The sequence below is a fragment of the Kitasatospora sp. NPDC052896 genome, assembly GCF_044547075.1.
In the GTDB taxonomy this organism is placed as follows: Bacteria; Actinomycetota; Actinomycetes; order Streptomycetales; family Streptomycetaceae; genus Kitasatospora.
Genome location: NZ_JBITZU010000004.1, coordinates 166,494 through 184,767, shown reverse-complemented (window position 1 = coordinate 184,767; position 18,274 = coordinate 166,494). Strand labels below are relative to the sequence as shown.

Below are 18,274 nucleotides of genomic sequence, written 5' to 3'. Positions count from 1 at the left end.
CGCCGGCCGGGCGCCGCTGCGCTGTCGATCGGTCCGCCCGGGTGGCGCGTCGAGCAGGGAATCCCCCCGCAAACCTCGCCGCGTCCTGCCCCGCGGCGGCTGTCGTGTTCCGGCCATGTCCAGTTGATGAACTGGCATGGCCTCGTCATAAGAGCCTATGGTGGGTCACATCCGGTCGGCGGCGTCGCCTCCACCGGGCAGGTGACGGTTCGTCGGCCTGACGCTTCGGCGAGACCAACCGCACCGCTGCTTCTGGCACGTTCTCCTTCCAACCCCGCGGCCCACGGCCGCTGTTCGGCTCTGTTTCGGGCTGGCCCCCACATGCCGCCCCGAACGGGTCCCCCCACAACAGAAGGAACAACGCAGTGACAGAGAAGAACACCTACGGCCGCGCCATCGCGGTCCTGGCGATAGCCGGAGCGCTCAGCTCGGTGATCGTCCCCGCGGCCGACGCGGCCCCCGCCTCCCCGGCGCACCGTCACCACCACTACGCCCTCGGCGCGTTGCTGGACCCGGCCCGGGACCACACCCACACCGCCCTCGCCCCGCACGCGCTCGCCGCCGACCTGCCCGCGAGCGTGGACCTCAGCAACTACCTTCCCAGCGTGGGCGATCAGGGCCAGGTCGGGTCGTGCGTGGCGTGGGCGATCGACTACTCCGCCATCGGCATCATGGAGGGCGAGCAGGGCATCAAGGGCGCCCCGCACGCCCCGATGTACACCTACGCGCAGATCGCCCAGGGCGACGACCAGGGCAGCTACGCCTACCAGCACTTCGACATCCTGACCACGCAGGGCCTCGACACCAAGGCCGACTACTGGCAGGGCGACTTCGACTACACCACCCAGCCCGACGCCAACGAGACCGCGAACGCGGCCAACTGGAAGCTGTCCGGCTACACCGCCCTGGACACCGGTGACGCCCTGGTGAACGAGGTGAAGAGTTCGCTCGCGCAGGGCGAGCCCGTGGTCTTCGCCTTCGAGGTGTACCAGAGCCTGGAGGACATCGATGCCTCCACCGCCGCCAACTACAGCTACTACCCGACCGATTCGGAGCTGGCCGGGCAGCCGCTGGGCGGTCACGAGGTGGCCATCGTCGGCTACAACGACCAGGGCGTGAAGATCGCCAACTCCTGGGGCAGCTCGTGGGGTGACAACGGCTACTTCACCGTGCCGTGGAAGTTCGTCACCAACCAGATCGAGGAGGCCGACGCGGTCGGCAAGATGATCGCCACCGGCTCCGGCGTCTACTGATCCGAGCCGTCCCCCGGTCGTAGCCCTCGGACGACCGTTGCGGGAGACCAGCTGCCGGGCGGCCCGGGAAGCCGGACGCCCGGCAGCTGATCTCCCACGTCCCTTTCCGGCGCCTTCCGTTCAGTGCGTGGCTCCGGCCGCGAGCGGCAGGTCGGTCCGGGTCGCCGTGGCGGTCAGCAGGATGGTCCGGATCGCCGCCGCGGTCAGTGCCACCGGGAGCGAGGGGGCCGCGCGGTCCACCACCTGTTCGGGGGCGAACGGGACATGGACGAACCCACCGCGCAGGGTGGGGAGTTCGGTGGCGATGTGGTGCATGAGCCCGTAGAAGACGTGGTTGCACACGTAGGTGCCGGCGGTCTGGGAGACCGAGGCGGGCACCCCGGCCGTCCGCAGCGCGGCGACGCACGCCTTGATCGGCAGAGTGCTGAAGTAGGCCGCCGGACCGCCCACGACGATCGGTTGGTCGACCGGACGGTGGCCCGCGTTGTCGGGGACGCGCGCGTCGTCGACGTTGATCGCCACGCGCTCCAGGGTGATGTCCGGGCGGCCGCCGGCCTGCCCGACGCCGAGCGCCAGGTCCGGCCCGACGGCCTCGATCGCCGCCCGCAACTCCTCGCGAGCGGTGCCGAACACGCAGCTCAGCCGGACGGCGGTGATCTCCAGACCGGCCGGGCGGTCGGCCGCCACCAGCGACACCGCCTCCCAGGACGGGTTGACCTCGGCGCCGTCGAAGGGTTCGAAGCCGGTGATGAGGACCCTGGTCATACGGCGGACCTCCAAGACGGGGTGGGCGAGGGCCCGGGCGGGCGGGTAGGTGCCGACGGGTCAGAACGCGAAGAGCGCGACGACGGCGATGTTGCAGAGCAACAGCACGCCGGCGGTCGGGAGTTGGGCCTTGATCGGACCGTACTGGTCCTTGAGTTCCAGCAGCGCGGCGGGGACGAGGTTGAAGTTGGCGGCCATCGGGGTGACCAGCGTGCCGCAGAATCCCGCGAGCATGCCGGCCGCCAGCACGACCGGTGGCCGGCCGTGCAGGTGCTGGACGAGGACGGGCCAGCCGACCGCGGCCGTCAGCACCGGGAAGGCGGCGAAGGCGTTGCCCATGACCGCCGAGAACACCGCCATGCCGACGCAGTAGACGACCACCGCGAGGTACTTCTGGTCCGCGGGGAGAACGGAGGTGGTGATCCGGCCGACCTGGGTGCCGACCCCCGCGACCTGGAAGACGCCGCCCAGCACGGTGAGGAGCTGCGGCAGGAGCATGATCGGGCCCATCGACTCCAGCAGGCCGCGGCCGGCGTGCAGCGGGGTGGCGATGCGGCGCTCGCGGACCACCGCCATCGCCACCGCCAGCGCGGTGATCGCGCCGAAGCCCAGACCGAGGATGGTCTCGCTGCCGGGCTGCAGCAGGGCGGTGCCGCCCGGGTGCCAGTTCTTGACGACCGACGCGCACACCACCGCGACCAGCGGAACGGTGAGCGCGGGCAGGAAGAGCCGGCTGCCGACCCGGGCGGCCGAGGCGGCCCGTTCGGCCGGAGGGGTGGTCCGTGGCTCGCCGCGGCCGACCCGGCCGAGGCCGGCCAGCAGCACCATGGCCAGTACCGCGGCGCCCAGCGGCGCCGCGGGCGCGGTCCGGTCCGCCACCCAGGAGCTGTAACCGAAGGAGACGCCGAGCAGGCCCCAGAAGGCGGCGGAGCCGAACCGCCGGGGATTGCTGCGGTCCCGAGCCATCTGGGCGGCCATCGCGAGGAAGAGCGCGCCGACCAGCCAGTAGAACCACTCGACCCTGATCACCGAACGTCCTCGCGGGTGCGGGCCGTTGCCAGCTGATTGAGTGTCAATTCCCGTTCCAGTGCACGGTCCAGGCGTAGCAGTCGGAAGCCGTGGACGAGGAAGGCGCAGGCGGCGGTGGGGACCGCCCAGAGCGCCACCGCCGCCGGTTCGAGATGGACGTGGTAGGTGGTGTTGACCAGTCCGGTGATCAGCAGGACCGAGCCGACCGCCAGGAAGCAGTCCTCGCCGAAGAAGAGGCCCACCGTGTCGGCACTGGCCGCGAAGGAACGGATGCGCTCGCGTGCCCGGTCGGTCAGCGGGCCGTGCCGGCGTTCGGCGGCCCGCTCCGCGATCGGGACCACCATCGGCCGCACGCTCTGCGCGGGGCCGCCGACGCTGGTGATCCCGAACGCCGCGGTGAGCTGACGGATGCCCAGGTAGAGGGCGAGGAAGCGGCCGGTGGTGAGCCCCCCGAGCCGGGCGATCAGGGTCCGGGCCTGGTCCTGCAGCCCGTGGCGCTCCAGCAGGCCGATCACGGGGAGCGTGATGACGAAGACCGTCACCGACCGGCTGCCGGCGAAGCCGGTGCCGAAGGCGTCCAGGATCCCGACCGGCGAGAGTCTGCCCAGCGCCCCGGTGACCACCCCGGCGACGCCGACGACCAGCAGGGGGTTGCGCCTGGTGGCGAAGCCGACGACCACCACGAGGACGCCCAGGAGAACGATCATCCGTCCGCCTTCCGGAGAGCAGCCACCACGGAGTGCGATGGGGGACTGCGGGGGACGCTAGAGGATCACCGGACGGCTCCACAAGGGTGTTGGCATGATCGGCTCACCCTGGTGCGTGGCCGGTCAGTTGTCGCCGGACTGCTGCGCCTGCTCCATCAACGCCGCGAAGTCCACCGTGTCGTCCGCGGGCGGCGCGCTGGGCCGCACCGGGGTGCCGTAGTCGGAGTAGTCGGCGGTGAGGTCGAGTTCGCCGTTCTTGGTCCGCGTCCGGGTGGAGTGCCTGACCAGCAGGTCGTCGCTGTCGACCCAGACGTCGATGTGCTCGCTGGTGATCCCCTGCGACCGCACCTGCTGGCGCAGCGCGTCGAGCTGGTCGGAGGTCAGCCCGTCGGCGGCGCCGGCGCCGTCGGACAGGTCGTCGAGCGACAGGTCGCCGCTGTAGTGCGTGGTGGGCGTGGAGTCGACGGTCTCCGTGCCGTCAGCGGTGACCCTGCCGGAGGCGATCAGGGCGCGGACCGCGGCGACCGGGTCGGCGTTGCGGAAGCCGTTCTGCAGCGAGTCACCCGCCGTGCCCAGGTAGGTCGCCAGGTCCGCGTAGCCGTACTTCAACCAGTGCTTGCCGCCGAGCTGCGCGGTCATGGCCGGGGACAGGTGCATGTTCACGTACATCGCGTCGGGCAGGTAGACCATGTCCGCCGGGCCGCTCGACCCCAGCTTCGACGTGAGGGCCGCCGGCAGTCGCGTCTGCATCGTGCCCTGCACGCCGTTCGCCCAGGAGAGCGAGCCCTTGCTGGTGATCGTCCCGCTGGGGGTCTGGACGGTCTCGCTGACCACGGCCGACTCGGCCGCGCCGGTCCGGTCGCTGACCTTCCGCAGCAGCGCGGCCGGGGTCACCTCGATCGGCGACGCGCCGCCGGCCGGGGCCGCCGCGGTCGGCGACCCGGGGTTCGGGTGTGCGGCGCCCGGCTTGGCGTCCGCGCCGCAGGCCGCCGTCCCGGCCAGGGTCAGGACGAGGGTCGCGGTGGCGAGTGTGCGGGTGCGTGCGGTGCTCATGCTCGGATCCCCTCCCGAGCGGCCGGTCGGCCGCTTCACTGATGGAGCAACCCGCGGACTCTAGCCGATCGCCCAGCCGGCTCGCCCGGCTCTTTTCCAGCGTCAGTGCGCGCCGCGCGGAAACAGGTCGGGGTTGTCCAGGACGTACTGCCGCACTCCGGTGGCCGGCCGGCCGGTGACCCGCTCGACGTCGTCGGTGGAGCGGTCGTAGCGGTTCTGCGCGTGCAGGCGGGCCATGGTCGCCAGGTGCTCGAAGACGTGTTCGGGAAGCCCGAGCGGGCGCAACTCCTGCTCGACCCACTCGTCGTACGGCGGATCGAGGTAGCTGATGGGTCGGCCCAGCACCGCGGAGAACTCCGCCGCCAGCTCGGTCAGGTCCCGCGAGGCGGGTCCGGTCAGTTCGTAGGTGTGCCCGGTGTGCGGGGCCGGGTCCGCCAGGACCGTCGTGATGACCTCCGCGACGTCCGCGGCCGCGATCGGGGAGGTACGACCGGCCCCGAACGGCAGCCGGATCGTCCCGTCCTTCGCCATCGACTCGTACGCGAAGACCCGGAAGAGCGGATTCTCCATGAACACCGTGGGCCGGACGTGCGTCACGGGCAGCCCCGACCAGTTCAGGACCTGTTCCGCCAGCCAGTGCTCGTGCTGCTGCGCCGACTCGGCCGTACTGGTGAGATCCATCTGCGAGACGGTCAGCTGGGACATGTTGACCAGCACCTCCAGGCCGCCGTACTGGCGGGCCGCGGCGGCCACGATCACCGTCGCCTCCAGGTACCGCGCCGACACGCCCATCCCGAAGTACATCCGTCCGCAGCCGGCCAGAGCGCGGGCCACGTCCGCACCTCGGGTCAGGTCGCCCACCACGACCTCGGCACCCAGCGCGCGCAGCCCCTCGGCCCGCTCGTCGTCCACCCGGACGAGGGCGCGGACCGGCAGGCCCCGCCGTCGCAGTGCGTCGGCCACCCGCCTGCCCACGCCGCCCACGCTGCCGGTGGCGCCGGTCACCAGAATCGGCTGGTCATCCGTCATGAGGTCGCTCCTGTAGTCACGTACCGGTCCTCGGCGGCCGGACCCTCGCCACGAGGGTACGTTCGCCGCGCCCGGTCGGCACCGTGGTGGGGAGCGGCCTGCCGGTCAACCGGGGCGATCCCGGGCGCGCCGTCCCGGGTTCCGGGCGCCCGGCCCGGTGATGATGGGAGACCGCGTACCTTTCCCGGACCCGAGGTGATGACGGATGTGCCGTCTGTTCGGCATGAGCAGCGCTCCGCAGCGGACGCGCGCCACCTTCTGGCTGCTCGACGCCCCGGACAGCCTGGCCGCCCAGAGCCGTCGCGACCCCGACGGAACCGGGCTGGGCTACTTCGACGCCGACGGCACGCCGCACGTGCACAAGGCCCCGATCGCGGCCTGGGAGGACCGCGCGTTCGCCGAGGAGGGCCGCGAGGTCGAGTCGGTCACCTTCGTGGCCCACGTCCGCTACGCCTCGACCGGCGGCCTGGCGGAGCGCAACACCCACCCGTTCCTCCAGCACGGCCGGCTGTTCGCGCACAACGGCGTGGTCGCGGGCCTGCCCGAGTTGGAGGCCCAGCTGGGCGAGTCGCGCGCGCTGGTGCAGGGGGACACCGACTCCGAGCGGGTCTTCGCGCTGATCACCCGTTCGATCGAGCACCACGGCGGGGAGGTCGGCGCCGGGCTGGCCGCCGCCGCCCGCTGGATCGCCGCCCATCTGCCGCTCTACGCGCTCAACCTGGTGCTGATCACGCCCGAGGAGATGTGGGCGCTGCGCTATCCCGACACGCACGAGCTGTACGTGCTGGAACGCCCGGCCGGCGGTCTGCACGGCACCAGCCGGCTCGACCACTGCGGTCGGGGCGGGCGGCTGCACGTGCGGTCGGGGGAGCTGGCACAGGTGCCCGCGGTGGTGGTGGCGAGCGAGCGGATGGACGAGAACCCGCACTGGCGGCTGTTGCGTCCGGGTGAACTGCTGCACGTCAGCCGGGAGTTGCGGGTCCGCTCGCACATCGCGCTGCCCGACCCGCCGGCCCACCAGCTGGCCCTGGCCGACCTCGCCGACCGCGCGGCCGCCTCGCAGAGCGTGCACTGAGCGCCGGCCCGAGCGATACCAGCGGCACCTATTGACGTGGCCGGTCCCGCGATGTGACTGTGGCATCGGCACTTTACTCATGGACACGTCACGCAGTGTCCGCGTACCGCATGCGGCCGCGCGCGGGCCCATGTTGACCTTCGGTCAGCTGATGACCGGCGACGATCGGCCGTCGCGACGCGAGTATTGGCATGCTCGCGACAATCTCCGGCCGCGCTCGCCGCCGCGCATCACCGTGTCGGCACGCCGTGCGCCAGGGGAGAGGAACCCTTTGATGAACTTCCGCAAGGTCGCCATGGCCGCGGTGTCGGTCGGCGCGTTAGCTGTCGGCCCGGTCGTGCTGCCGGCCACCGTGGCCCAGGCGCAGAGCACCGCGAGCCCGCGGCTCGGCTCGGCGGCAAGTCTGCCCAGTCCCCAACTCGCCGGCCGGGGAACCGTCCAGGTGTGCGCCGGCATCGCACGGAACCGCTGCATGGCCCAACTCGTCACGGTGGCCCCCGGGTCGACCAAGGCGCTCGCGACCAGCGCCCCGGCCGGGTACGGACCGGCGGACTTCGCCGCCGCGTACCACCTGCCGGCCGCCAACGCGGGCCCCGCCAACACCATCGCGATCCTCGACGAGGGCGCGTTCCCGACCCTCGAGGCCGACCTCAACGCCTATCGCACGCAGTACGGCCTGCCCGCGTGCACCACGGCCAACGGCTGCTTCAAGCAGGTCGACGAGCACGGCGGCGCCCCGCTGGCCGCCGGCGCGACCTCCGACGAGAAGAACTTCGACGAGCAGGTCGGCGTCGAGACCACGCTGGACGTCGACATGGCCTCCGCCGCCTGCCCGACCTGCCACATCCTGGAGATCACGGTCAACCGTGACATGACCACCAGCGAGGACCAGGCCGCCGAGGACTTCGGCGTCGCCATGAACACCGCGGCGGCGCTCGGCGCGTCGGCGGCCAGCGTCAGCTACCAGTTCAGCCCGGACGCGACCCTCGACCTCGGTGCGGCCGCCCGCGACTTCTACCACCCGGGGATGGCGATAACCGCCTCCTCGGGCGACGGCGGATACGAGGGAACGCCCTCCGGCTGGCCGCAGAACCTGCCCACCGTCACCTCCGTCGGCGGCACCACCCTCTACCGCACACCCGGCGCCGGCCGGGGCGGCTACACCGAGGTCGCCTGGGACGGCTCCGGCAGCGGCTGCGCCGCCGAACTGCCGCCCGCGCTCGGCCAGCCCACCAGCGTGTCGGCCAACTGCGGTGGCCACCGGGCCGGTTCGGACGTCGCCGCCGACGCCGACCCGACCACCGGTGCGGCCGTCTACGACGACTACACCCCCTTCTCCGGCCTGCAGCAGGGCTGGCTCGCGGTGGGTGGCACCAGCCAGTCCAGCCCGTACATCGCCGGCCTGTACGCACGCGGCGGCCACCTGGCCGACGTCGAGGGGCCCAACACCCTCTACGCCGCGCCGTCCTCGGCGTTCAACGACGTCACGGTCGGCCAGAACGCGCCGGCGAACAGCGGTTGCACGGTGCTGTGCGTCTCCGGGCGCGGCTGGGACGGCCCGACCGGGCTCGGCACGCCCAACGGCCTGTCGGGGTTCTGACCGAGGTACCGGAGGGGGGGAGCGCGCGGGGGGGCGCCCCCCCCCCGCCCCCCCCCCCCCCCCACCAAACCCCCCCCCCCCCCCCCCGGGGGCCCCCCCCCCGGGGGGGGGGGGGTGGCCCCGGCGGGGGGGGGCGGGGCGCGCCCGGGGGGGGGGGGGGGGGGGGCGGGGGGGCGGGGGGCGCCCCCCCCCCCCCCCCCCCCCCCCCCCCGCTTCCCCCCTCCCGCTTCGACGTACCGGGACCGAGGCACCGGGGTCGGACCGCGCCTGTGCGGGAGCGGCTTCGCGCGCGGGTGTCAGGCGGCGGACGCGTCGTCGCTGAAGGCGGCCCTGGTGAGGGTGGTCGCCGCTCCCACCGCGCTGGCGATCGCGTCGTCGAGCGCCAGGCCGCAGAGGTCGGTCAGCACGAACAGGGCCTCGGCGCTGATCACGACCGCGAGTCGCTGCTTCAGCCGGGTCAGCGCGGCCGGGGAGAGGGAGGTCGGTCCCCCGGCGTCCTGGAAGGGCGCCAGCGCGTGGTCGATCAGGTCGAAGCGGAGGCCGGGGCGGGCCTGCGAGCGGGTGGGCGTCGTGATGGTGTGGGAGATCATCGCGCGCACCGAGCCCTGGTAGGCGTGCACGCCGCGCATCAGGAACTCGCAGGCGAAGGCGACGCGCTCGACCGGATCGGCCGACTCGGCGACCGGCGCGAGGGCCTCCGCCGTGTCCGGCCACAGGCCGACCAGGGACTCCTGCAGCAGCGAGACCAGGTCGGGGAAGTAGCGGTACGCGGTGGCCTCGGAGACCAGGGCGGCCCGCGCGACCTGCGGCATGGTGATCTCGGCGCCGGAGCGGGTGAGCTCCCGGCAGGCGTCGACGATCGCCTTGCGCGTCCTGGCCTTCTGGTTCGTGCGCCCGGTGGCGACCTCAACGGCCATCGGCATGCGACCTCTCTCATTTGCGACGGTGGAATCTCTGTATGAGAGTACTCTTGCAGCAAGCGTACAAGCTGGCTATCTTTACGACAGATCACTCTCATGAGATGGCCGGAACGGAGACACCATGGCCGAGGTTTCGATCGTCGCCCCCGGTGGTGGCGAGATCGTCCGCTTGGGGCCCATGACCATGCGGATCCTGGAGGACGGCAGCACCACCGGCCACCGCCTGGGAATCGGCGAGATCACCGTCGCCCCGCACACCGAAGGACCGCCCCAACACCGGCACGCCCGGCACGACGAGGGCTTCTACGTCGTCTCCGGCACGGCCAGGTTCACGGTCGGCGACACCACGTACGACGCGTCGGCCGGCACCCTGGCGATGATCCCGCCGGGCGCCCCGCACACCTTCGCCAACCCCGCGGACGAGCCGCTGGTGCTGCTGAACACCTTCACGCCCGACCTGTACGTGCAGTACTTCCGCGACCTGCGGGAGATGATCGAGCAGGGCGGGACGCTGACCCCCGAGGCGACCGTGCGGGTCATGAGCGGGTACGCCACCGAGCCGGCCACCGACTACGCCGGCTGACCGGCGCCGGCACTCCGCCGCCCGACGCGTGCGCCGCCCGAGGAGCCCGGCCGTACGCCGGGGGCGACGGGCGGCAGCGGCCCCCGGCGGGCGCCGGGGGCGGATGGGTCAGGGCTGCGGCGGACCGTCCTGTTCCGGATTCGTGCCGAACCGCCCCTTGAGCTTCTCCTGGGCGGTGTCGACCTGGCTGCTGTACTTGTCCTGGGTCCTCTCGTCGACGAAGTCGCCCGCCTTGTCGATCCCCTTGGAGGCCTGGTCCTCGTGGCCCTTCAGCATCTGCTTGAGCTTGTCCAGCATGGACATGGGCGTTCTCCTCACCGGGTTGGCCCCCCGCCTTCCCAGGTTCCCCGTCCACTTCGCATCCCGCATCTCCGCGCGCGCCACGGCCGGTCCGGTGCCGGCGGCCACCCCGTCGGGCGGCGCCCCTCCGGTGTCGAACTCCCGGCCGCGGGGCGGGAGATGCTGAGGACGGCACCCCCACCCCCGTGAGGAGGGGCCCGTGCACGGACTCCGATCCCGCGCGGTCCGCTTCGACCGCCACGGCGGCACCGACGTCCGCTATGTCGCCGACGTGCCGCGGCCCGTACCCGGTCCCGGCGAGGTCCTCGTCGAGGTCCGCGCGGTGGGCGTCAACACCGGGCCGCCGCCGGTGGGGTCGGCACGTTCGTCGTGCGGCTGCCGGCCGCGCGGGGCGTCCGTGTGCTGGGCATCGCCTCGCCCGACCGGGGCGGCACCGGGGGCCGGGGGAGGGGAGGTGCCTGCCACTCCGAGGAGCGCGACGGCCGCGCCGCGCCGCCGAGTTGGGACGCGGACCCCGGTCGGACGCTACGGTGGACGCCAACGTCACACCCAGGAGCGCGAGATGAACGACCAGCCGTCCGCCCCCGAGCGCCGGCCACTGACCGTCGAGGCCGCCGCGGCGCTGCGCGAGTACGCGGCCGGACAGCGGGCCCGGACCGAGCGCTTCACCGAGGTCCTCGAGGACATCGCGGCCAACGGCCTGCCCCGGGCCGAGGACTGCACCCCCTGGGAGGCGATCCGGGACCGCCGCCTGGCCGAGATCGCCGGCCGGCGGGGCCACGCGGCCTGATGACCGGTCAGCACCGGCGCGCGCAGATCGCCTTCACCCAGCTCGCCGAGCAGCAGATCAACCGGATCACCGATCCGGGGGAGATCCACGCCCTCGACCGTGCGCTGGCCGCGCTGAGCGTCGACCCCGCGATGGGCGCGCCGATCGCCGCCACGACGCCCGAACTGCGCGAGTACGCGGACGCCGTCGACGCCGTCCGCCTGATCTACTACGTCACCGCGCTGCGCACGGTGGTGGTCGTGGCCTACCTCGAGACGGGCTGACGGGCGCCGCGCCGAGGGTGTTCCGCGCGTTGTCGGGGCCGAGACCGGGCGCGCGGCGCCGTGCTCGTTCCAGTCCGTGAGCGCGCGGCCCCTATATGTGAAACAACCAGGGCCGCGCAAGGGCGCAAGAGCTGCCAAACGGGACATAGGGCGCATGTTGCCGAGTGACGCTGCACACACCCCCGACGGGGTCCACTACGGTGCATAGTCGTCCCGCTCGGGAGGTTTGGCGGCCATCTGGCGCGAGTGCCCGCGATCCTCCCTTCCGATGTCGCGCAGGCTGTCGCCGCTCACGGTATCCGTGCAGCTCAGGGGCCTGATCTCGGGGGTTGGAAAAATTTTCCAAGAGGGAGGTTTCAGCTCGGGAGTCGCGGGTACTTCCGGCGCCACTCGGGGGGCCTCGCGGGGGTTCGGCTACGACCGGGCGTCGTAATTCGGTGTGTTCTGGGTCTCTTGGAACCGGCTCAGGTGCCCGCTAACAATGACTTCGTCGTCGCGACACGTTGGTCCCCCCGACCCGGGTCGCAAACGGTGCACATCCACTGCACCTCGACCCGCGCTCGGAGAGTGACCCGCAAGGGCCGCGCATCCCACTCCAGGCGTGGCTTCCTGTCCCCCGACCTAGGACCGCACTTGTCTATTTCGTTCCCCACTCGCCTGCGCAAGTCTGCTGCCGTCGTCGTCACCGCCGCGGGTATCGCCGCCATCGGTGCCACGATCGCCCCCACTGCCGCCTCTGCCGCCACCCCGCAGCAGATCGCCGCCAGCATCGTCCCGGCCAACCAGCTGGCCTCCTTCAGCAACATCATTTCGCACGAGAGTGGTTGGAACGTCACCGCCACCAACCCCAGCAGCGGTTCCTACGGCCTCGGCCAGGCCCTGCCGGCCGACAAGATGGCCTCTGCCGGTGCGGACTGGAAGACCAACCCCGCCACCCAGATCAAGTGGGCTTACGACTACATGAACTCCCGTTACGGCAGTCCGAACGCTGCCTGGGCGTTCTGGGCCGCCCACCACTGGTACTAAGCCGACAGCTGGACGCGGCTGGTGAAGGGCCCCGGTGCATCGCACCGGGGCCCTTCCCGCGTGGTGCAACTCGGCTCCACTGCGCGGCGGTTCGCCTTCCTCGCCGCTCCCGGGCCAACACCGCGCACCAGGACTGGGATGCCGCGGGGCGGCGCTGCGCGGGGTGGTCCGAAGGCCTGCCGCGGGCAACGCCCTCCCGCCTGCGGGGTCCTGGTCCGTCACCCGCGGTGACGTTCATACCCGGAGTCCGCTCCCGACGGTGAGCCAGGGCGGGGGGTGTCGGTCAGTGGGTGGGGGAGCCGCTATCGGGCGGGGGTGGGCGGGCCCGGGAACCGGTGCTGGACTCGGCCGGGGACTCATCCCCCGCACCCCCTCGCGGCCAGGACGCCGAACGGGTGCCAGCGGGGCGGAACCGGCGCGGGCCCGCGCACGTGCTTCACCCATCGAGATGCCGGCTCTGTCGCCAATTGTCCGAATTGGGTTACCTTGTCAACGAGATCTGACTAACACCAGATGAACGGGAAGCGGCCGGCTCACGACAGGCGGCGCGCCCTGCCCCGGAGTGGCGATCGGAGTAGTCATGAGTGACAGTGCCGGCACATCCCCCGCGTCCGCACCCCGGGGAGGCTTCTCGAAGGTGCTGCTGCACCCGGTCGGGGCGGTGACCTCGGCGGTGCGCCAGGTGCCCGGCGCTTCCGTCGTCAAGGAGGTCTTCGACGGCGTTCTGGACACGGTCGGTGTCGTGTCACCACGCACCAGGCGGGTCGCGGCGTACGCGGGTGCCGGCCTGTTGGGCGCGGCGGGGCTGGTCGAGTGGCCGGTGGTGGTGGCGGGCGCGGCAGTCGTGTGGCTGACCCAGCCGCGGGCCCGGAGCGGTGAGAGCACCGCGGCCCAGCCGGCCCGGAAGCCGGCGGCCAAGGCCCGCGCGGACCGGCCGAGGACGAAGTCGGCGACCGGCACCGCCAAGGCCGCCAAGCCCAGGACCACCAAGCCCAGGACCACCAAGCCGTCGGCGGCGAAGTCGACGGCACGGTCGACCGGGACCCGTGCGACGGCCTCCACGACCGGGCGTCGCGCGACGGGTGCACGCCAAAGCTGAGCGCGCTCTTCCGCCGCGCGGGCGGGCAGGAGTCCTGACCCGGCCGCACGGCACGTCCGACCGCGGGTGCGACCGCCGACTCCGCGTTCCCGGCCCCGGCGGGGCACCACCCGTGAAGGTGAGACATGGTTCTGGGATTGCTGACCCGGCTGCCCGCGGCGGGGCTCGACCTCGCACTGACCGCGCCCTCCGCGTTGGTGCGCCGGGCCCTCCCGGCGGCCGGCACCGCCGTCCGGATCGCGGCCGATGCCGCGAGCGACACCGCGAGCACCACGGCGCGTGGTGCCGCGGCGCTCTCGGCCAAGGCGGTGTTGACGGGCAGGGTCGCCCGGAACGCCGTGACACCCGGCCTGGGGTACTGGCACGCCGGAACCCGTGTGCACCTGCCGTTCCGACCCGATCCGGCCGCCACCGGGCGCGGCGTGCGCCGGGTGGAGACCGCCGCGAAGCGGGTGGCGGCGGCCCTGGCGGACCACCCCGACGTGGTGGTCGCCTACTGGGACGGCGGCCTGGCCCGGCTGGTCGTGCGGCTGACCGAGGGCGCGCTCACGGACCAGGTGGTGTCCGAGGTGACCGAGCTGGCCGTCGGACAGGGGCTGGAACGCCCCGACGAGCAGGTACTGGAGCGCGTGCACCCGGGGCACCCCGGGGGCGTGCGCTCCGCGATGATCGCGCTCGCCTGCGACGCGGCGGGTATCGCCGCCGCGGTCGGCTCGCGGACGGTCCGTCAGAAGAACTCGTCGCGGCTGGCCACCGCCGTGGTCACGCTGTTGCGCGAGGACTCGCGGGTGCGGGCGGTGCTGCGCCGCCGGCTCGGCACCCCCGGCGCCGATCTGGTGCTGGCCGCGGCCAACGCGGCCGCCCACGGTGTCGGGCAGTCGCCCGCCACCCTGCTGCTCGACGCGGCGCTGCGAGCCGGCCAGCTGGCGGAGGCGTTCGCCCGGGCCGTCGCGTTCGACACGGCTCACGACGCCGTCTGCGCGCCGGGACGGCTGAGCCTGGCCGACGGTCAGGTCGCCCGCCCACCGATCCGGCCGAACCCGGGCGAGGAGTACGCGGACCAGGCGGTCGCCGCGAGCCTGGTCAGCGCCGCCGCGACGCTGCTGTTCACCCGCGACGTCCACGAGGCGGCCGAGGCGGTGCTGGCCGGTTCCCCCAAGGCCGCCCGCTACGGTCCGGCGGCCTTCACGGCGGCCCTGGGCACCGCCCTGGCCCGCGAGGGGGTGCTGGTCCGCGACACCGAGCGGCTGCGGCAGCTGGAGCTCGTCGACACCGTGGTGCTGCACTCCGAAGCGCTGCGCAGTACCCGGCGAACGGTGCTGGAGGCGAACCCCAGCGCGGCCGGCTGGGGGCGCGACCGGTTGTGGCGCGTCGCGTCCGCGGCACTGTGGCCGGACGGGCCGGCGACGGAACCGTCCGGGGAACCGTCGGTCCGACTCCGCCCGGTCCCTGATGAGGGGTCGTCGGAGACCGGGCTGATGATCGCGTCGCTGCGCGGCCAGGACGTCGGCACCGTACTCGTCGGCTGGGAGGTCGACCCGCTCGCCGAGGCCGCCCTGGACGCGGCCCGCCGGGCCGGTCTGTACGTGGTGGTGGTGGACGACGGCTCGCTCGGTGACTTCGGCGCGTTGGCGGACGAACGCGTCGGAGCGGACCAGCCGTTGGCCGAGGTGGTGCGCCGCCTGCGGGACAGCCGCCGGGTGGTGCTCACCGTGGCGCGCGTCCCGGACGACCGCGCGGGTTCGGGACGGCGGATGAGCGCGCACGCCCGCGAGGTCCTCGAGGGGTTGCTGCGCAGCGACATCGCCGTCTCGCTCACCGACGACCGCAGCGCGGTGGTGTGGGGCGCGGACGTCCTGCTGCTGCACGGGTTAAGGGGAGTGTGGCGACTGCTGGCCGCCGTACCTGCCGCGCGGACGGTCGGCCGGAACGCGAAGACCTTCGCCGAGGCCGGCGCCGCGCTGTCCGGCCTGCTGGTGGTCACCCGGGGCTCCCGGGGGCGACGTTCCGCCTCTTTGGCCGGGATCCGACTCAGCCCGGTGAACGCCGCCGCCGCCGTCTCCCTCGCCTCGGGGTGGCGCGCCGCTCTGCTCGTCACCGCTCGCGAGGTGCCCCGCCCGAGGCCTCGGGTGCCCTGGCACGCCCTACAGCCCCGGGAGGCGCTGTCGCGGCTGAGGGCCACCAGGTGCGCGGCACCCGCCGCCTCGCAGGCCGTACGGAAGGCCGTCGGCCGGACCGCGGGCCGGGCGGCGCGGCTGCCGGTCTTCACACCGGCCCGCCTGACGGTCCGCCTGCTCGCCGCCGTCCGAGCCGAACTCGACGATCCGCTCACACCGGTGCTGATGGTCGGTGCCATCGCCTCCGCCCTGCTCGGGTCCACCGTGGACGCCCTGTTGGTCGCCGGTGCGATGGGCGTGAACGCGACGGTGGGCGGGGTGCAGCGGCTGCGCGCCGAACGGGCCCTGTCCGCACTGGTGGTGGGGCAGCGCCAGACCGCCCGGCGGGTCGGCGGTGCCGGTCGCGGAAGGGCGACCACCGTCGAGGCCTCGCGGCTGACACCCGGCGAGGTCATCGAGCTCCACACCGGCGACGTCGTACCGGCGGACGCCCGGCTGCTGGAGGTCGACGGCCTGGAGGTGGACGAGTCCTCGCTGACCGGCGAGTCGCTGCCGGCCGGCAAACAACTGGACGCGACACCACGGGCGGCCGTGGCCGACCGCCACTGCATGGTGTTCGAGGGCACGACGGTGGTCGCCGGCCGTGGCCGGGCCGTCGTCGTGGGCACCGGGGAGGAGACCGAAGCCGGCCGGGCGGCCCACCTCGCCGCGCACCTCCCGACGGCGCCCGGGGTCCAGGCGCGGCTGCGCGAACTGACGAACCGGGTGCTGCCGTGCACCCTCGCCGGAGGCGCCGCCGTGACCGGCCTGTCGCTGCTCCGCGGCCGACCGGTGCGCGAGGCCGTCCGGGGCGGACTGGCGGTAGCGGTCGCCGCCGTGCCCGAAGGGCTCCCCCTGGTGGCGACGGTCGCGCAGCTGGCGGCGGCCCGTCGGCTCGGCCGGCGCGGCGTCCTGGTGCGCACCCCGCGCACCCTGGAGGCACTGGGCCGGATGAACACCATCTGCTTCGACAAGACCGGCACCCTCACCGAGAACCACCTGCGGGTGGTCCGGGTCGCCACCTCGATGGGGGCCACCCACCCGACCGACGCTCCCGAGGCGGCACCGGTTCTGCGGGCCGCCGCCCGCGCCTGCCCGCACATCGCGGACGACACGGGGGTCCACGCCCACGCCACCGACGAGGCCGTCCTGGCGGCGGCGCCGGACGACCCGGAGTGGACACCGGTCGGCGCGCTGCCCTTCGCGGCCAGCCGGGGATACGCGTCCGCGGTGGGAACCGACGCCGAAGGCGCCCAGCTGCTGTTCGTGAAGGGTGCGCCGGAAGTCGTGCTGCTCGGCTGTCCGGACGCCGGGGTGGACGCCGCCGCCACGGCGGAGTCACTGGCCGGGCAGGGACTGCGGGTGCTGGCCGTCGCGGTGCGCCGGCTGGTGGGCGAGCACGGGGACGAGGTGCTGGGCAAACCGCTGGAGGCACTGGAACTCCTCGGATTCGTCGGGCTGGCCGACACCCCGCGCCCCAGCTCCGCCCCACTGGTGGCCGGCCTGCGCCGGTCCGGCGTCCGGCCCGTCATGCTCACCGGCGACCACCCGCACACGGCCCACGCGGTGGCGGTCGCCCTGGGCTGGCCCGAGGACGTCACCGTGGTCACCGGCGACGAACTCGCCGCCGCGGACCGGGCCGACCGAACCCGCCTGCTGCGCGACTGCGGGGTCGTGGCCCGGGTCGCGCCGGAGCAGAAGCTGCTGGTCGTCGAGACGCTCCAGGAGGCCGGACAGGTCGTGGCCATGGTCGGGGACGGCTCGAACGACGCCGCCGCCATCCGCGCCGCCGCCGTCGGGATCGGCATCGCCGCCCGGGGGTCGGCCGCGGCCCGCAACGCCGCGGACCTGGTGCTCACCACCGACGACCTGACCGTGTTGATCGACGCCGTCGCCGAGGGCCGGGCGCTGTGGCACAGCGTGGCGGACGCGATCAGCGTGCTGATCGGCGGCAACGCCGGGGAGATCGGGTTCTCCGTGCTCGGTGCGCTGCTGTCCGGGACCTCACCGCTCTCCACCCGTCAGCTGCTGCTGGTCAACCTCCTCACCGACATGTTTCCGGCGATGGCGGTGGCGGTCACTCCCCGGGACGAGGAACCGACCGGGGAAGCCCCCGAGCCGGTGGGTACCGCGCCCGTCGGCACCGCGGTGCTCGGCGAGCCGTTGACCCGCCGGATCCGCCAACGCGGCGTGGTCACCGGGCTCGGCGCGACCACCGCCTGGCTGATCGGCACCGTCACACCGGGCTCCGCGCGGCGCACCAGCACGATGGCGCTGTGCGGTGTGGTCGGCGCCCAGCTCACCCAGACCGCCGTCGGACGGCACCGCAGCCCGCTGGTACTGGTCACCGTGCTCGGTTCCGCCGCCGCCCTGGTCAGCCTCGTCCAGACACCGGTGGTCAGCCACTTCTTCGGCTGCACCCCGCTGGGCCCGGTGGCCTGGGCGGGCGTCGCCGCCGCCATCGGCGTCGCGGCGCTGGGCCCGCGGTTCGTGCCCGCGGTCGAACAGCTGCTGTCCGACCTCGGGTCACGTCTGCGCCCGGAGGCACGGGTCGTGCGCTGACACCCCGGCCGGGTCCGCGGCCGGCGCCAGGGGAGACGGGACCGCGAGCGTTCGTGGTGCGTTC

16 protein-coding genes are annotated in these 18,274 nt (G+C 73.6%); 9 read left to right on the top strand and 7 right to left on the bottom strand.

Annotated features, from left to right (window positions below):
- The first annotated feature begins 365 nt into the window (after nucleotides 1-365).
- On the top strand, nucleotides 366-1,253 hold the full coding sequence (locus ACIGXM_RS11685) for a C1 family peptidase (RefSeq protein WP_396559506.1): 888 nt from the start codon (nucleotides 366-368) through the stop codon (nucleotides 1,251-1,253).
- 120 nt (nucleotides 1,254-1,373) lie between these two features.
- On the opposite strand, the gene pcp is transcribed toward ACIGXM_RS11685, so the two are convergent.
- From pcp to ACIGXM_RS11660, 5 genes are all read right to left on the bottom strand, one after another.
- Complete coding sequence (pcp, locus tag ACIGXM_RS11680; protein ID WP_396559504.1) at nucleotides 1,374-2,018, bottom strand: pyroglutamyl-peptidase I; 645 nt, start codon at nucleotides 2,016-2,018, stop codon at nucleotides 1,374-1,376.
- A gap of 60 nt (nucleotides 2,019-2,078) precedes the next feature.
- A complete protein-coding gene (locus ACIGXM_RS11675) occupies nucleotides 2,079-3,047 on the bottom strand; it encodes a DUF979 domain-containing protein (RefSeq protein ID WP_396559502.1) in 969 nt (322 codons plus the stop codon).
- Entirely contained in the window at nucleotides 3,044-3,754 is a 711-nt protein-coding gene (locus tag ACIGXM_RS11670; RefSeq protein ID WP_396559500.1) for a DUF969 domain-containing protein, read from the bottom strand. The genes ACIGXM_RS11675 and ACIGXM_RS11670 overlap by 4 nt, the downstream gene beginning before the upstream one ends.
- A 123-nt stretch (nucleotides 3,755-3,877) precedes the next feature.
- Nucleotides 3,878-4,807 (bottom strand): hypothetical protein, encoded by a 930-nt coding sequence (locus ACIGXM_RS11665; protein WP_396559498.1) that lies wholly within the window; start codon nucleotides 4,805-4,807, stop codon nucleotides 3,878-3,880.
- 102 nt (nucleotides 4,808-4,909) lie between these two features.
- Entirely contained in the window at nucleotides 4,910-5,836 is a 927-nt protein-coding gene (locus ACIGXM_RS11660) for an NAD(P)H-binding protein (protein ID WP_396559496.1), read from the bottom strand.
- Nucleotides 5,837-6,041: 205 nt separating this feature from the next.
- Here ACIGXM_RS11660 and ACIGXM_RS11655 point away from each other — a divergent pair, with 205 nt between their 5' ends.
- The gene (locus ACIGXM_RS11655) at nucleotides 6,042-6,911 is read left to right on the top strand and encodes a class II glutamine amidotransferase (RefSeq protein WP_396559494.1); all 870 of its coding nucleotides are present in this window, start codon (nucleotides 6,042-6,044) and stop codon (nucleotides 6,909-6,911) included.
- A gap of 274 nt (nucleotides 6,912-7,185) precedes the next feature.
- Entirely contained in the window at nucleotides 7,186-8,511 is a 1,326-nt protein-coding gene (locus ACIGXM_RS11650; protein ID WP_396559492.1) for a peptidase S8, read from the top strand.
- Between the two features lie 296 nt (nucleotides 8,512-8,807).
- On the opposite strand, the gene ACIGXM_RS11645 is transcribed toward ACIGXM_RS11650, so the two are convergent.
- Entirely contained in the window at nucleotides 8,808-9,434 is a 627-nt protein-coding gene (locus tag ACIGXM_RS11645) for a TetR/AcrR family transcriptional regulator (protein ID WP_396559490.1), read from the bottom strand.
- Between the two features lie 118 nt (nucleotides 9,435-9,552).
- Between ACIGXM_RS11645 and ACIGXM_RS11640 the strand changes: the two genes are divergently transcribed.
- Nucleotides 9,553-10,014, top strand: a complete 462-nt coding sequence (locus ACIGXM_RS11640; protein ID WP_396559488.1) for a cupin domain-containing protein — start codon at nucleotides 9,553-9,555, stop codon at nucleotides 10,012-10,014.
- A 108-nt stretch (nucleotides 10,015-10,122) separates the two neighbouring features.
- On the opposite strand, the gene ACIGXM_RS11635 is transcribed toward ACIGXM_RS11640, so the two are convergent.
- On the bottom strand, nucleotides 10,123-10,317 hold the full coding sequence (locus ACIGXM_RS11635) for an antitoxin (protein ID WP_396559486.1): 195 nt from the start codon (nucleotides 10,315-10,317) through the stop codon (nucleotides 10,123-10,125).
- Nucleotides 10,318-10,876: 559 nt separating this feature from the next.
- Here ACIGXM_RS11635 and ACIGXM_RS11630 point away from each other — a divergent pair.
- The 5 genes from ACIGXM_RS11630 to ACIGXM_RS11610 all read left to right on the top strand — a co-directional run bounded on the left by ACIGXM_RS11630 (nucleotide 10,877) and on the right by ACIGXM_RS11610 (nucleotide 18,210).
- Entirely contained in the window at nucleotides 10,877-11,104 is a 228-nt protein-coding gene (locus ACIGXM_RS11630) for a hypothetical protein (RefSeq protein ID WP_396559484.1), read from the top strand.
- A complete protein-coding gene (locus ACIGXM_RS11625; RefSeq protein WP_396559482.1) occupies nucleotides 11,104-11,367 on the top strand; it encodes a hypothetical protein in 264 nt (87 codons plus the stop codon). The genes ACIGXM_RS11630 and ACIGXM_RS11625 overlap by 1 nt, the downstream gene beginning before the upstream one ends.
- Nucleotides 11,368-12,000: 633 nt before the next feature.
- Nucleotides 12,001-12,393, top strand: a complete 393-nt coding sequence (locus ACIGXM_RS11620) for a transglycosylase SLT domain-containing protein (protein ID WP_396559480.1) — start codon at nucleotides 12,001-12,003, stop codon at nucleotides 12,391-12,393.
- A 580-nt stretch (nucleotides 12,394-12,973) separates the two neighbouring features.
- Nucleotides 12,974-13,492 carry a hypothetical protein gene (locus ACIGXM_RS11615; protein ID WP_396559478.1) on the top strand — a complete coding sequence of 173 codons (519 nt, stop codon included), beginning with the start codon at nucleotides 12,974-12,976 and terminating at the stop codon, nucleotides 13,490-13,492.
- 125 nt (nucleotides 13,493-13,617) lie between these two features.
- Nucleotides 13,618-18,210 carry an HAD-IC family P-type ATPase gene (locus ACIGXM_RS11610; protein ID WP_396559476.1) on the top strand — a complete coding sequence of 1,531 codons (4,593 nt, stop codon included), beginning with the start codon at nucleotides 13,618-13,620 and terminating at the stop codon, nucleotides 18,208-18,210.
- The last annotated feature ends 64 nt before the right edge of the window (nucleotides 18,211-18,274 follow it).